The following is a 15249-nucleotide window of genomic DNA, read 5'->3' as shown; positions in this document are numbered from 1 at the left end:
AAATAGCTGAAAATGACGGATTGTCATAAAAAAAGGCTCCACCGGATGGCGGAGCCTGGAAGGATTATTCTACGGTAACGGACTTCGCCAGATTTCGCGGCTGGTCAACGTCGGTGCCTTTGATCAGCGCGACGTGGTAAGCCAGCAGTTGCAGCGGTACGGTGTAGAAGATCGGCGCAATCACCTCTTCCACATGCGGCATCTCGATGATGTGCATGTTGTCGCTGCTGGCGAAACCGGCATCTTTATCCGCAAAGACGTACAGTACACCACCACGGGCGCGCACCTCTTCGATGTTAGATTTCAGTTTTTCCAGCAGTTCGTTGTTCGGTGCCACCACGATAACCGGCATATCCGCGTCGATCAGCGCCAGCGGACCGTGTTTCAGCTCGCCTGCCGCGTAGGCTTCCGCGTGGATGTAGGAGATCTCTTTCAGCTTCAGCGCGCCTTCCAGCGCGATAGGGTACTGATCGCCACGGCCCAGGAACAGAGCGTGGTGCTTATCAGAGAAATCTTCAGCCAGCGCCTCAATGCGCTTGTCCTGAGACAGCATCTGCTCGATACGGCTCGGCAGCGCCTGGAGACCGTGAACGATATCATGCTCAACGGAAGCATCTTCGCCTTTCAGACGCGCCAGCTTCGCCACCAGCATCAGCAGAACGGTCAGCTGAGTGGTAAACGCTTTGGTGGAAGCGACGCCGATTTCGGTGCCCGCTTTAGTCATCAGCGCCAGATCGGATTCACGCACCAGCGAGGAGCCCGGTACGTTACAGATGGCCAGCGAACCCAGGTAACCCAACTCTTTAGACAGACGCAGCGCCGCCAGGGTATCGGCCGTTTCGCCAGACTGGGAAAGGGTGATCATCAGGCTGTTACGGCGCACAGCGGATTTACGATAGCGGAACTCAGATGCGATTTCGACGTCGCACGGCACGCCCGCCAGGGATTCAAACCAGTAGCGAGAGACCATACCGGAGTTGTAAGAGGTACCGCAGGCCACGATCTGAATGTGCTCGACTTTGCTCAGCATTTCGTTGGCATTGGCGCCCAGCTCGCTCAGATCCACTTCACCATGGCTGATGCGCCCGGTCAGAGTGTTTTTAATGGCGTTTGGCTGTTCGTAGATCTCTTTCTGCATGTAGTGACGGTAAGCGCCTTTGTCGCCCGCGTCGTATTGCAGGTTTGATTCGATTTCCTGGCGCTTAACCTGCTCGCCTTTCGTGTCGAATACGGTCACGCTGCGACGTGTCACCTCGGCAATGTCGCCCTCTTCCAGGAAGATAAAGCGACGGGTAACCGGCAGCAGCGCCAGCTGGTCGGAAGCGATAAAGTTTTCACCCATGCCCAGACCAATCACCATCGGGCTACCGGAACGCGCGGCCAGCAGCGTGGACGGGTCACGGGAATCCATGATCACCGTACCGTAAGCACCACGCAGCTGAGGGATAGCGCGCAGCACCGCATCACGCAGTGTACCGCCCTGTGCCAGCTCCCAGTGCACCAGGTGAGCAATTACTTCGGTGTCGGTTTCAGAGACGAAGGTATAGCCGCGCGCTTTCAGTTCTTCACGCAGCGGTTCGTGGTTTTCGATAATGCCGTTATGCACCACCACAATGTGTTCAGACACATGCGGGTGTGCGTTGCCTTCAGATGGCTCACCGTGAGTCGCCCAGCGGGTATGCGCAATACCGGTGCCACCGTGCAGCGGATGTTCCTCCGCCGCCTGGGCCAGCATCTGCACTTTACCGAGACGACGCAGACGGGTCATATGACCTTCTGCATCGACGACAGCCAGACCGGCTGAGTCATAACCACGGTATTCCAGACGACGTAAACCTTCGAGAAGGATTTCAGCAATATCACGCTGCGCAACTGCGCCAACAATTCCACACATAGTTAGATTCCTGATTATGGCGTTATGCCATGCGTTGTCGCTGACCTGTATTTGCCCTTTCCGGGCACCCCGAGCCTTGTAGAGAGTGGGGTTATTTTTATGGGTACTGCTGGTGGGGGGAGGATTATGTTATCCCCTCACCCCAGCCCTCTCCCCAAAGGGGAGAGGGTGAAAACCGCACCATTCAGTTCCCCTCTCCCCTATGGGGAGAGGGTCAGGGTGAGGGGTGTATATTGTCGTTACTTTTTCTTCACCGGGCGTTTCCAGCCCTGCTTACTGACCTGCGGAACGCGGCTTAACACCAGCTCGTTCTCGGCCACATCGCGCGTAACGGTTGTCCCGGCGGCAATGGTCACGCCTTTGCCCACGGTAACAGGCGCCACCAGCTGGGTATCGGAACCTACAAACACGTCATCACCGATGATGGTTTTAAACTTATTGGCACCGTCATAGTTACAGGTAATCGTCCCTGCACCGATGTTCACGTTGTCGCCAATTTCCGCATCGCCCAGATAGGTCAGATGACCGGCTTTCGAGCCTTTACCGAGACGTGCTTTTTTCATTTCCACGAAGTTACCTACATGAGCGCCTTCCAGCAGCTCAGCGCCCGGGCGCAGACGCGCAAACGGGCCGATGGTACAGGCGGGATCCAGACGCGCATCTTCTACAACGCTGTACGGGCTGATTTCGCAGTCGTCACCGATCACGCTGTTTTTAATCACACAGCCGGTGCCGATTTTGACGCGGTTGCCCAGCGTGACGTTACCTTCCAGGATAACGTTAGTATCTATTTCAACGTCGCGCCCGTGGGTCAGCGTGCCACGCAGATCGAAACGCGCCGGATCGCGCAGCATCACGCCCGCCAGCAACAGTTTTTCTGCCTGCTCGGACTGGTAAATACGCTCCAGGCGTGACAGCTGTAGACGGTTGTTTACCCCGTCCGTTTCGCTGATACGCGCCGGATGAACGGCGGCAATCTCACGCCCTTCCTGGTACGCCATCGCAATGATGTCGGTGATGTAGTATTCACCCTGCGCGTTGTTATTATTGAGTTTGGACAGCCAGCGCTTCATATCTGCACCGTTCGCAATCAGGATGCCGGTGTTGATCTCCTGAATCTGACGCTGTTCGTCAGTGGCATCTTTATGCTCAACAATCCCGGTTACCTTGCCGTTTTCACGCGTAATGCGGCCATAGCCGGTTGGATCGTCCAGCACGACGGTTAACAACCCAATGCCACCCTGCGGTTTGGCTTCACGCAGGCGAGTGAGGGTTTCAACGGAGATCAGCGGGACGTCGCCGTAGAGCATCAGGATGTCTTCATCATCAGCGAAGAAGGGTGCAGCCTGCTGCATTGCATGACCCGTACCCAGCTGTTCTGCCTGAAGCACCCAGTTGAGATTGTCGTCACGCAACGTTTTTTTCAGCAGATCGCCGCCATGTCCATAAACCAGATGCACCTGGCTGGCGCCTAATTCATTAGCTGCATCAATAACATGCTGCACCATTGGCTTTCCTGCCAGTGTGTGGAGCACTTTAGGCAGATCGGAATACATGCGGGTACCTTTGCCTGCAGCAAGGATCACCACGCTCATCGCACTGTTTAACATACGCATCCTGACGGTAGTTTGTGTGAGAAGTAAAAACGTTTGATGCTTAAAATTCTACATCTTTTTCATCATGAATTAAGGCCGAAAAAAAAAGCCAGCCTGGGATCCAGACTGGCTTTTGTGCTTTTCAAGCCGGTGTTACATCGCTTTTTTGGTCAACTCGATAACGCGCAGTTTCGCGATCGCTTTGGCCAGCTCCGCAGACGCCTGAGCGTAATCCACGTCACCATGAGAGCTGCTAATGTGCTCTTCAGCCTTACGCTTCGATTCCAGGGCTCGCGCTTCGTCGAGATCCTGGCCACGAATAGCGGTATCGGCCAGAACGGTCACACTGCCTGGCTGCACTTCAAGAATGCCGCCGGACAGATAGATAAACTCTTCATGACCGAACTGTTTAACGATGCGGATCATACCAGGCTTAATGGCGGTGAGCAGCGGTGCGTGACCCGGGAAAATACCCAGTTCACCTTCACTACCCGTTACCTGGATTTTCTCGACCAGACCAGAGAACATTTGTTGCTCTGCGCTGACGACGTCCAGGTGGTAAGTCATTGCCATATCACCCTCCGATTAAGGCGTTAAAGTTTTTTGGCTTTTTCCACGGCTTCTTCGATGGAACCAACCATGTAGAACGCCTGCTCTGGCAGGTGATCGTATTCGCCTTCCATGATGCCTTTAAAGCCACGGATGGTGTCTTTCAGGGAAACGTATTTACCTGGAGAACCGGTGAATACTTCCGCAACGAAGAACGGCTGGGACAGGAAGCGCTGGATCTTACGCGCACGTGCTACCACCAGTTTGTCTTCTTCAGACAGTTCATCCATACCCAGGATGGCGATGATGTCTTTCAGTTCCTGGTAACGTTGCAGCAGGGACTGTACGCCACGCGCGGTGTCGTAGTGTTCCTGGCCAACAACCAGTGGATCCAGCTGACGGCTGGTAGAGTCCAGCGGGTCAACGGCCGGGTAGATACCCAGAGACGCGATCTGACGGCTCAGTACCACGGTTGCATCTAAGTGAGCAAAGGTGGTGGCTGGAGATGGGTCAGTCAAGTCATCCGCAGGTACGTATACCGCCTGAACGGAGGTGATAGAACCAGTTTTGGTAGAGGTGATACGTTCCTGAAGAACACCCATCTCTTCCGCAAGCGTAGGCTGATAACCTACCGCTGAAGGCATACGACCCAGCAGTGCAGATACTTCAGTACCGGCCAGGGTGTAACGGTAGATGTTATCAACGAACAGCAGAACGTCACGGCCTTCGTCACGGAACTTCTCAGCCATCGTCAGGCCAGTCAGCGCAACGCGCAGACGGTTTCCTGGTGGCTCGTTCATCTGGCCGTAAACCAGGGATACTTTATCCAGAACGTTGGAGTCGGTCATTTCGTGGTAGAAGTCGTTACCCTCACGAGTACGTTCACCAACACCCGCAAACACGGAGTAACCGGAGTGCTCGATCGCGATGTTACGGATCAGCTCCATCATGTTTACGGTTTTACCTACACCCGCACCACCAAACAGACCAACTTTACCGCCCTTCGCGAACGGGCACATCAGGTCGATAACTTTGATGCCGGTTTCCAGCAGTTCCTGAGAGCTGGACAGCTCTTCGTAGGAAGGTGCCGCGCGGTGGATAGCCCAACGCTCTTCTTCACCGATGTCGCCTTTCATGTCGATTGGTTGACCCAATACGTTCATGATACGACCCAGTGTTGCTTTACCTACCGGGACTTCGATCGGGTGCTCAAGGTCTTTCACTTCCAGACCACGACGCAGACCGTCGGAAGAACCCATGGCGATGGTACGCACGATACCGCCGCCGAGCTGCTGCTGAACTTCCAGCACCAGGCTCTCGTTACCATTTTGTACCTCAAGCGCGTCGTACACGCGTGGTACGGCGTCCTGAGGGAACTCGACGTCCACCACGGCGCCGATTACCTGGACAATCTTTCCAGTAGCCATCTTGAATCCTCTACGTAATTCGTAAACCTGGTTAAACCGCGGCGGCCCCCGAGACGATCTCGGTGAGTTCCTGAGTAATGCTGGCCTGACGAGCTTTGTTGTAAACCAACTGCAGCTCTTTAATCAGGCTGCCGCCATTATCGGTCGCGGCTTTCATCGCCACCATTCGTGCGGCCTGCTCGCTGGCCAGGTTTTCTACAACGCCCTGATAAACCTGAGATTCAACGTAACGACGCAGCAGGGTATCCAGCAGCGGTTTCGGATCGGGTTCATACAGGTAATCCCAGGCTTTCTGTTTCAGCTCGTCATCTTCTGATGCCGGTAACGGCAGCATCTGAGTGAGCGTAGGCACCTGAGACATGGTGTTAATAAATTTGTTGCTGACAACGTACAGTCTGTCCAGACGGCCTTCATCGTAGGCCTGCAACATCACTTTAACCGGGCCGATCAGTTCGGACAGGGACGGGTTATCACCCATACCGGTCACCTGAGCGACAATGTTGCCGCCAACGGAGTTAAAGAAAGAGACGCCTTTAGAGCCAATCAGTGCCAGATCGCACTGAACGCCTTTATCGGACCAGCCTTTCATATCCGCCAGCAGTTTTTTGAACAGGTTAATGTTCAAGCCGCCACACAGACCACGGTCAGTCGACACCACCAGGTAGCCCACGCGCTTAACGTCGCGTTCTTCCAGGTAAGGGTGCTTATATTCCAGATTACCGTTTGCAAGGTGACCAATCACTTTGCGCATGGTCTCTGCATAAGGACGGCTGGCCGCCATGCGATCCTGCGATTTACGCATTTTGGAAGCGGCGACCATCTCCATCGCTTTAGTGATCTTTTGCGTGTTCTGGACGCTTGCGATCTTACTACGTATCTCTTTTGCGCCGGCCATGAGCTTCTCCTCAATGCCAGACGGCTTGTCCTGAGACAAGCCGCCGGACGATTACCAGGATTGGGTTGCTTTGAAGGAATCGAGGATAGCTTTCAGCTTGCCTTCGATTTCGTCGTTATAGCCACCGGTCTGGTTGATCTCTTGCATCAGCGGAGCGTGATCACGGTCGACGTAAGCCAGCAGAGCGGCTTCGAAGCTACCGATTTTCGCCAGTTCCACATCTTCGAGGTAACCGCGTTCAGCCGCGAACAGTACCAGGCCCTGCTGAGCAACAGACATTGGCGCGTACTGTTTCTGCTTCAGCAGCTCGGTCACTTTCTGACCGTGGCTCAGCTGTTTACGGGTTGCTTCGTCCAGATCGGATGCGAACTGAGAGAACGCAGCCAGTTCACGATACTGTGCCAGCGCGGTACGGATACCACCGGACAGTTTCTTGATGATCTTGGTCTGAGCAGCACCACCCACACGGGATACGGAGATACCCGGGTTAACCGCCGGACGAATACCGGAGTTAAACAGGTTGGTTTCCAGGAAGATCTGACCATCGGTAATGGAGATTACGTTGGTCGGAACGAACGCAGAAACGTCACCCGCCTGGGTTTCAATGATCGGCAGAGCGGTCAGAGAACCTGTTTTACCCTTCACTTCACCTTTGGTGAAGTTCTCGACGTATTCCGCGTTAACGCGGGAAGCACGCTCCAGCAGACGAGAGTGGAGGTAGAATACGTCGCCCGGGAATGCTTCACGTCCTGGTGGACGACGGAGCAGCAGGGAAACCTGACGATAAGCAACAGCCTGTTTAGACAGGTCATCGTATACGATCAGCGCATCTTCACCGCGGTCACGGAAGTATTCGCCCATTGCGCAACCAGCGTATGGTGCCAGGTATTGCAGTGCAGCAGATTCAGACGCGGTAGCTACCACAACGATGGTGTTAGACAATGCGCCGTGCTCTTCCAGTTTACGAACCACGTTGGAAATGGTGGACGCTTTCTGGCCGATAGCCACGTACACACATTTGATGCCGGAATCACGCTGGTTGATGATGGCGTCGATTGCCATCGCGGTTTTACCGGTCTGACGGTCACCGATGATCAGTTCACGCTGACCACGACCGATTGGGATCATGGCATCAACGGACTTATAACCCGTCTGCACTGGCTGATCAACGGACTGACGGTCGATAACGCCTGGTGCGATAACTTCGATTGGAGAGAAGCCATCGTGCTCAACCGGACCTTTACCGTCGATTGGCGCACCCAGGGTGTTAACAACGCGACCCAGCAGGCCACGGCCAACCGGCACTTCCAGAATACGGCCAGTACACTTAACCTTCATGCCTTCGGCAAGGTCAGCGTATGGACCCATCACAACGGCACCTACGGAGTCGCGCTCCAGGTTCAGTGCGATAGCGTAACGGTTACCCGGCAGGGAAATCATCTCACCCTGCATACAATCGGCCAGGCCGTGGATGCGGATAACACCGTCACTTACAGAAACAATAGTACCTTCGTTGTGAGCTTCACTCACAACACTGAACTGAGCAATGCGCTGCTTGATCAGTTCGCTGATTTCGGTGGAATTCAGTTGCATGCTCCAGTCCCCTTAAGACTGCAAGACGTCTGCAAGGCGCTCAAGACGGCCGCGTACGCTGCCATCAATGACCATATCACCCGAACGGATGATTACGCCTGCCATTACAGACTTATCGATTTTGCAATTCAGCTTAACTTTGCGTGACAGACGTTTTTCCATCGCGGCGGTGATTTTCGCAAGCTGTTCATCACTCAGTTCAGTCGCGGAAGTTACTTCAACTTCAGCGGTAGCTTCACTAAGGGCACGTAAGTGCTCAAACTGCTCGAGAACATCCGGGAGCACACGGAGACGACCATTTTCCGCCATCACCTTAATCAGGTTCTGGCCGTTGGCATCCAGTTGCTCTCCGCACACGGCGATAAACGACGCGGCGAGGGTTTCAGGCGCTAACGCACCAGAAAGCAACTCGGCCATTTGTTCGTTTTTCGTCACCTCAGCGGCAAACGCCAGCATATTCTGCCAGCGATCGACATTTTGGTGTTCGACAGCAAAGTCAAAAGCTGCTTTGGCGTAGGGGCGAGCTACCGTAACAAATTCAGACATCAGCCCCTCCCTCCTTACAGTTCAGCGACAAGTTTGTCCACGATGTCGCTGTTAGCAGCTTCATCCACGGAACGTTCGATGATCTTCTCGGCGCCAGCAACAGCCAGAATCGCAACCTGCTTACGCAGTTCTTCACGAGCACGTTTACGCTCAGCTTCAATTTCAGCCTGAGCCTGTGTCACGATCTTAGTACGTTCCTGTTCTGCTTCAGCTTTGGCTTCGTCCAGGATCTGAGAACGGCGTTTGTTAGCCTGTTCAATGATTACCTGAGCTTCAGCTTTCGCTTTTTTCAGCTGGTCTGTCGCGTTGGCCTGTGCAAGGTCCAAATCTTTCTTAGCGCGTTCTGCGGAAGCCAGACCGTCAGCAATTTCTTTCTGACGTTTTTCGATGGCAGCCATTAAAGGCGGCCATACATACTTCATGCAGAACCAGACAAAGAGAATAAACGCGATGGCCTGGCCGAGGATTGTTGCGTTCATGTTCACAGCACAATACCTCTTAAATTTCTGTGGCTTGGGGTTTTAAAACAACTACTACGCGACAGCAAACATCACGTACAGACCCAGACCTACAGCGATCATTGGGATTGCATCCACCAGACCCATAACGATAAAGAACTGAGTACGCAGCAGAGGAATCAGATCAGGTTGACGCGCTGCGCCTTCCAGGAATTTGCCCCCGAGGATGCCGATACCGATCGCAGCACCGATAGCCGCCAGACCCATCATCACAGCGGCAGCCATGTACAGCAGATCCATATTCAGGTTTTCCATGACAGTCTCCAGTTTGTTTCAATTAAAACGTAGTAGTGTTGGTAAAAAATCAGTGCTCTTCAGACGCCATCGACAGATAGACGATCGTCAGAACCATGAAGATAAAGGCTTGCAGCGTAATGATCAGGATGTGGAAAATGGCCCATGGCACATTCAGAATCCACTGTGACCACCACGGCAGAAGACCCGCGATCAGAATGAAAATCAGCTCACCCGCATACATGTTGCCGAACAGTCGCAGACCCAGTGAAACAGGTTTGGACAGCAGGCTAACGCCTTCCAGGATCAGGTTGACCGGAATAAACGCCCAGTGGTTGAACGGCTGCAAGGTAAGCTCTTTCACAAAGCCGCTTACGCCTTTCATTTTGATGCTGTAGAAAAGAATCAGGATAAATACGCCCAGCGCCATCGACAGGGTGATGTTCACGTCGGCAGACGGAACCACGCGCAGGGCAGGCAGACCGAAGACATGCTCGCCGATCCACGGCAGGAAATCGATAGGCAGAAGGTCCATCAGGTTCATCAGGAAGACCCAAACGAACACGGTCAGGGCCAGCGGAGCAATCAGCTTGCTCTTACCATGGTACATGTCTTTGACGCTGCCATGGACAAAGCCGATGATCATCTCGATGAACGTCTGGAATTTCCCTGGAACACCGCTGGTCGCTCGTTTAGCAACACCGCGGAACATGGCCAGGAACAGAAGACCCAAAACCACCGAGAAGAACATGGAGTCGATGTTGATCGTCCAGAAGGTGGCCGGGGGGTTATGTGGATCCACCAGCGAGAATGTACGCAGGTCCAGCTGAAGGTTATTCAGATGGTGACCTATGTAATCCTGCGGCGTCATATTTTCTGAAGCCATGATGCCTTTTACCCTTTGTTATTGATTACAGCTGGAGCCAGAACTTGTACCACCAGCACCAAAACCCACGTTGCTATCAGCGGCATGAATACCACTTTCAAAACCGCCAGCGCCATCACCAGTAGAGCAAAGGTCAGTAACACCTTACACACTTCGCCGAGAGCGAAGGACCAGGCCACGCGGCCTTTGGCGGGTGTATGCGCCTGATGACGCCAGGCAAAAATCATAAACAACACGTTTGGCAGAACCACCGCCAAACCTCCGCACGCGGCGGAGATGCCCCAGAAGGGGTCTTTGAGGCTAAACAGCAGTCCACTTGCTATCACAGCCAGAAACTGAATGAACAGAAGCTTACGAGCAACGTTTCTACTCAAGAGCGACACAGACATCACGTTTTTACTCCTGCTCCCTTCGAGGTATGCCGCGTGTCGTATAAAACGTCCTTTAAGGCTCAGAGTCAAGCATCAAAAAGCGGTCAAATTATACGGCGCGTACCCGTGATTTCAAACATTAAGTAGCGAAAAGGTGAATAAATGTTTAAATATTTTTCCCCAGTCCTATTTTTCAACTTTTGAACTCAGTGCCAACCTTCAGGCAAAACTGCAAACAGCGCGGAAACGTTGGTGATAAAGCGTGCACGAGATCACAAAATACACATTTGCGATAAAGTGGTATTTATCAAAGACGTAAAACGATTTATTTCATCCGATTGAAATTAAAGCAAAAAAATCGCAACTATTTTTAAAACAGAGCCGTATACAACAAAAACCTTTTATTGACATTCTTAATAAATATTTAACATTTCATTCTTGTTGCCTTTACCCACTTTTAGCAGGCTGATATTTTCATGGTTGACTATCTTCAGGGTGAACGAATCACTTCAGGTTAACCATAAGAAAATCCATGGTGACAACAAGGTTAAATTAACTACGGCCAAATCAGACTGGATGTGCTGCTTTTTAACACCATCAGAACAGCACAAATTCCACATTTTTTATTAATTTTTTAAAATGTGTTTGGCTTAATTATCACCAGATGACGCTCACCTTCGAGCTGAGGGATCTGGAGTTTTTCAATGGATTCCACTGCAAAACCGTCCGGAAGCTGCTCTATTTCGTCCCCCGGAAGTTGTCCTTTCAGCGCATAAAAACGGCCCTTATTCGCCGGCAGGTGTTTGCACCAGCTCACCATGTCATTGAGTGAGGCAAATGCGCGGCTGATAACGCCGTCAAACGGTGGCTCTGCAGGGAACTCCTCTACCCTGCTCTGCACGGGCGTGATGTTTTCCAGCTTCAGCTCATGCTGAACCTGTCGTAAAAAGCGTACGCGCTTGCCCAGACTGTCCAGCAGCGTGAAATGACTCTCCGGTCGAACAATAGACAACGGAACGCCCGGCAAGCCCGGACCGGTGCCCACGTCGATAAAACGTTCACCGGTAAGATACGGCGCCACAACGATGCTATCGAGAATATGGCGAATCAGCATCTCGTTGGGATCGCGTACGGAGGTGAGGTTGTACGCTTTATTCCATTTGTTCAGCATATCGACATAGGCCACCAGCTGATTTTTCTGGTGATCGGTGAGCGAAATACCTGCCTGTTCCAGCAGACGAGAGAGTTTATTGAGCACGGTGGATACCTATTGAGAGATTTTTCGCCCGGTGGCACTGCCGCTTACCGGGCCTACGATTAAGTAGGGCGGGTAAGCGAAGCGCCACCCGCCAAAAGCAATGTTAATTACGCGCTGCGGCGCAGCATACCCTGCTTTTTCAGCCACACCAGCAGAATCGAAATCGCGGCAGGTGTGACACCGGAGATACGTGAGGCCTGGCCAATCGACACAGGTTTGTGATCGTTCAGCTTAGCGATCACTTCGTTGGAAAGCCCCGTCACCTGACGATAGTCCAGCATTTCCGGCAGCAGCGTATTTTCGTTGCGCTGCTGTTTTTCGATCTCATCCTGCTGACGCGCGATGTAACCTTCGTATTTCACCTGAATCTCGACCTGTTCAGCCGCTTCAGCGTCTTCAAGGCCCGGTGCGAACGCGGTCAGTTTGACCAGATTCTCGTAGGTGACTTCAGGACGGCGCAGCAGATCTTCACCACTGGCTTCGCGCGAAAGCGGCGCAGTTAAGTGAGCGTTCACTTCAGCAGCAGTTTCCGCCTGCGGATTCACCCAGGTGGTTTTCAGGCGCTGACGTTCCTGTTCGATACGCTCCAGCTTCTCGTTGAAGCGCGCCCAGCGTTCGTCATCCACCAGACCCAATTCGCGGCCCACCTCGGTCAGACGCAGATCGGCATTGTCTTCACGCAGCATCAGGCGATATTCCGCACGAGAAGTAAACATGCGGTACGGTTCTTTGGTCCCCAGCGTGCAGAGATCGTCGACCAGAACGCCCAGGTAAGCCTGAGAACGCGCCGGTGCCCAGCCCTCTTTCTCGGCAGAGAAGCGAGCGGCGTTCAGACCGGCCAGCAGCCCTTGTGCGGCAGCTTCTTCGTACCCGGTAGTGCCGTTAATCTGGCCTGCGAAGAACAGACCCTGGATGAATTTGCTTTCCAGCGTCGGCTTCAGGTCACGCGGATCGAAGAAATCGTACTCAATAGCGTAGCCAGGACGAACGATCTTCGCGTTTTCCATCCCCTGCATTGAACGCACAATCTGCATCTGCACGTCGAACGGCAGGCTGGTGGAGATGCCGTTCGGGTAAATTTCGTTCGAGGTCAGCCCTTCAGGTTCGAGGAAGATCTGATGCTGGTTACGATCGGCAAAGCGCATCACTTTATCTTCGATCGACGGGCAATAACGTGGGCCGATCCCTTCGATCACGCCGGCGTACATTGGGCTGCGATCGAGGTTATTGCGGATCACGTCATGGGTTTTTTCATTGGTGTGCGTGATGTAGCACGGCACCTGCTGCGGATGTTGCGCCGCATTGCCCATGAACGAGAATACCGGCATCGGGTTATCACCGTGCTGCTGTGCCAGTACGCTGAAATCAATGGTACGCGCATCAATTCGCGGCGGCGTACCGGTTTTCAGGCGGCTTACGCGCAGCGGCAGCTCACGCAGACGACGAGACAGCGGAATCGACGGCGGATCGCCCGCACGGCCTCCGCTGTAGTTGTCCAGACCAATATGGATTTTACCGTCCAGGAATGTCCCGACCGTCAGCACCACCGCTTTTGCGCGGAACTTGAGACCCATCTGGGTCACGGCGCCAACAACACGATCGTTTTCCACGATAAGATCTTCTACAGCCTGCTGGAAGATCATCAGGTTCGGTTGGTTTTCCAGCGCGGTGCGCACAGCCTGACGGTAAAGCACGCGGTCTGCCTGTGCACGGGTGGCGCGAACAGCCGGACCTTTACTCGCGTTTAGTATCCTAAACTGAATGCCCGCATGATCGATCGCTTTCGCCATCAGGCCGCCAAGTGCATCCACTTCTTTTACCAAGTGTCCTTTCCCAATGCCGCCAATCGCCGGATTACAGGACATTTGTCCCAGCGTGTCGATATTGTGTGTCAAAAGCAGGGTCTGCTGACCCATTCGCGCTGCGGCCATTGCGGCCTCAGTGCCTGCGTGACCCCCGCCAATGATGATGACGTCAAAAGGATCCTGATAAAACATGGTGGTCTGCCTCGCGTAAAGCGGTATGAAAATGGATTGAAGCCCGGGCCGTGGATTCTACTCAACTTTAGTCTTTCGAGAAAGCATTGGGATCCTGGGCTATTAAAAAGAAGATCTTTTTATTTAGAGATCTGTTCTATTGTGATCTCTTATTAGGATCGCAGACCTTTGTGGATAAGTCCGATCCCATAAATAAGATCATGCAGTTAGGAAGGATCGTTTGCTGTGAATGATCGGTGATCCTGGACCGTATAAGCTGGGATCAGATCGCCACTTTATACACAGGTCAAAAACTAAACTAACGTTGTTCTTTGGATAACTACGGGTTAATACGAGCTTTTAACCAGAGTTATCCACATCTGATCGCACGATCTTTAATCGTTTTTGAGTAAATTTTTCCATTCCGCGAGCCAGATCTCAGCTGGATCTTCGGGAATATCATGATCGAGGATGTTGATCTTCAGTGTTTCACCCAGCTGTTTTGCTCCGCAGGCGGTCACCGCAGCTTCTACTTTCTCTATGGCGCCACAGAAAGTGTCATATTCACGGCTGCCGATCCCTACAGCGCCAAACCGGACGTTTGCCAGATCGGGCTGTTGTTCCAGCAGTTCGTCATATAAAGGTTGCAGGTTATCCGGCAGATCGCCCGCGCCGTGCGTGGAGGTGATCAGCAGCCAGACCCCGTCAGTCGGGAGATCTTCCAGCAGCGGTCCGTGCAGCGTTTGTGTAGAAAAGCCCGCGTCTTCCAGCTTCTCAGCCAGATGTTCCGCTACATATTCCGCACCGCCCAGGGTGCTGCCGCTGATAAGAGTAATGTCCGCCATTGATCGCTCGCTCAGATAAAGAGGCGGCCATTGTACGCTGTGAACGAGCTGGGATCTACCTGTGGAAAATGTGGGAATGAAATTGCCCGATCACGGGCGGATAGTACGCATGATCGGGTTTTGCAGAGAGATCAGGGTTTCGGTGGACTGAATTTCATCGATTGTTTGGATCTTGTTGATAAGTACCTGCTGGAGAGCGTCGATGGATCGGCACATGACCTTTATAAAGATGCTGTAGTGCCCGGTGGTGTAGTACGCCTCAGTGACTTCATCCAGCGCGTTCAGCTTCTCCAGCGCGGAGGGGTAATCTTTGGCGCTTTTCAGAATAATGCCAATGAAGCAGCAGACGTCGTAGCCGAGTTGCTTCGGGCTGACATCAATGCGTGCGCCGGTGATGATCCCGGCCTGCTTCATTTTCTCTACGCGAACGTGAATGGTCCCCGGGCTGACGCCAAATTGTTTCGCCAGTTCGGCATACGCGGTGCGTGCGTTGGCCATGAGCGCTTCCAGAATGCCGCGGTCCAGATTGTCGATCTGATAATTTTCCATAGGTTTTTCTTATGAAGATTAATGATTCCTTCTATTCTAGCGTCTTATTTTAACGAATCAAAAGTGAAGGTGGCTTTTTGTTGATGGGTTATTGAATTAAGCGCCTGTTCTGT

15 protein-coding genes are annotated in these 15249 nt (G+C 53.0%); all 15 read right to left on the bottom strand.

What is annotated here, in order from left to right; all coding sequences use genetic code 11:
* Positions 1–64 precede the first annotated feature (64 nt).
* Positions 65–1894, bottom strand: coding sequence for a glutamine--fructose-6-phosphate transaminase (isomerizing) (gene glmS / locus HWQ15_RS08095; protein ID WP_032626716.1), 1830 nt, complete (start codon positions 1892–1894; stop codon positions 65–67).
* A 239-nt stretch (positions 1895–2133) separates the two neighbouring features.
* The gene (glmU, locus tag HWQ15_RS08090; RefSeq protein WP_022649874.1) at positions 2134–3504 is read right to left on the bottom strand and encodes a bifunctional UDP-N-acetylglucosamine diphosphorylase/glucosamine-1-phosphate N-acetyltransferase GlmU; all 1371 of its coding nucleotides are present in this window, start codon (positions 3502–3504) and stop codon (positions 2134–2136) included.
* Between the two features lie 138 nt (positions 3505–3642).
* Positions 3643–4062 carry a F0F1 ATP synthase subunit epsilon gene (locus HWQ15_RS08085; RefSeq protein ID WP_006177560.1) on the bottom strand — a complete coding sequence of 140 codons (420 nt, stop codon included), beginning with the start codon at positions 4060–4062 and terminating at the stop codon, positions 3643–3645.
* Between the two features lie 20 nt (positions 4063–4082).
* Positions 4083–5465, bottom strand: a complete 1383-nt coding sequence (atpD, locus tag HWQ15_RS08080; RefSeq protein WP_003862362.1) for a F0F1 ATP synthase subunit beta — start codon at positions 5463–5465, stop codon at positions 4083–4085.
* A 31-nt stretch (positions 5466–5496) separates the two neighbouring features.
* Complete coding sequence (gene atpG / locus HWQ15_RS08075) at positions 5497–6360, bottom strand: F0F1 ATP synthase subunit gamma (RefSeq protein ID WP_003862364.1); 864 nt, start codon at positions 6358–6360, stop codon at positions 5497–5499.
* A gap of 51 nt (positions 6361–6411) precedes the next feature.
* The gene (gene atpA, locus HWQ15_RS08070; protein WP_006808751.1) at positions 6412–7953 is read right to left on the bottom strand and encodes a F0F1 ATP synthase subunit alpha; all 1542 of its coding nucleotides are present in this window, start codon (positions 7951–7953) and stop codon (positions 6412–6414) included.
* Between the two features lie 12 nt (positions 7954–7965).
* On the bottom strand, positions 7966–8499 hold the full coding sequence (gene atpH / locus HWQ15_RS08065) for a F0F1 ATP synthase subunit delta (protein WP_003862369.1): 534 nt from the start codon (positions 8497–8499) through the stop codon (positions 7966–7968).
* 14 nt (positions 8500–8513) lie between these two features.
* Complete coding sequence (gene atpF, locus HWQ15_RS08060) at positions 8514–8984, bottom strand: F0F1 ATP synthase subunit B (protein ID WP_003862370.1); 471 nt, start codon at positions 8982–8984, stop codon at positions 8514–8516.
* Positions 8985–9032: 48 nt separating this feature from the next.
* Entirely contained in the window at positions 9033–9272 is a 240-nt protein-coding gene (gene atpE / locus HWQ15_RS08055; protein ID WP_000429386.1) for a F0F1 ATP synthase subunit C, read from the bottom strand.
* Between the two features lie 49 nt (positions 9273–9321).
* On the bottom strand, positions 9322–10137 hold the full coding sequence (gene atpB / locus HWQ15_RS08050; RefSeq protein ID WP_022649873.1) for a F0F1 ATP synthase subunit A: 816 nt from the start codon (positions 10135–10137) through the stop codon (positions 9322–9324).
* A gap of 8 nt (positions 10138–10145) precedes the next feature.
* Positions 10146–10526: a F0F1 ATP synthase subunit I gene (gene atpI, locus HWQ15_RS08045; RefSeq protein WP_003862375.1), complete on the bottom strand. Its 381-nt coding sequence runs from the start codon at positions 10524–10526 to the stop codon at positions 10146–10148.
* A 616-nt stretch (positions 10527–11142) separates the two neighbouring features.
* Positions 11143–11766: a 16S rRNA (guanine(527)-N(7))-methyltransferase RsmG gene (rsmG, locus tag HWQ15_RS08040; protein ID WP_023305125.1), complete on the bottom strand. Its 624-nt coding sequence runs from the start codon at positions 11764–11766 to the stop codon at positions 11143–11145.
* Between the two features lie 107 nt (positions 11767–11873).
* Positions 11874–13763, bottom strand: coding sequence for a tRNA uridine-5-carboxymethylaminomethyl(34) synthesis enzyme MnmG (mnmG, locus tag HWQ15_RS08035; RefSeq protein ID WP_003862379.1), 1890 nt, complete (start codon positions 13761–13763; stop codon positions 11874–11876).
* A gap of 374 nt (positions 13764–14137) precedes the next feature.
* Positions 14138–14587 (bottom strand): FMN-binding protein MioC, encoded by a 450-nt coding sequence (gene mioC / locus HWQ15_RS08030; RefSeq protein WP_032626719.1) that lies wholly within the window; start codon positions 14585–14587, stop codon positions 14138–14140.
* 90 nt (positions 14588–14677) lie between these two features.
* Positions 14678–15136 carry a transcriptional regulator AsnC gene (gene asnC, locus HWQ15_RS08025; protein ID WP_003862383.1) on the bottom strand — a complete coding sequence of 153 codons (459 nt, stop codon included), beginning with the start codon at positions 15134–15136 and terminating at the stop codon, positions 14678–14680.
* Positions 15137–15249 lie beyond the last annotated feature (113 nt).

The organism is Enterobacter sp. DSM 30060 (genome assembly GCF_013375955.1).
Taxonomy (GTDB): domain Bacteria; phylum Pseudomonadota; class Gammaproteobacteria; order Enterobacterales; family Enterobacteriaceae; genus Enterobacter; species Enterobacter intestinihominis.
This window is presented reverse-complemented; position numbering and strand designations above follow the sequence as displayed.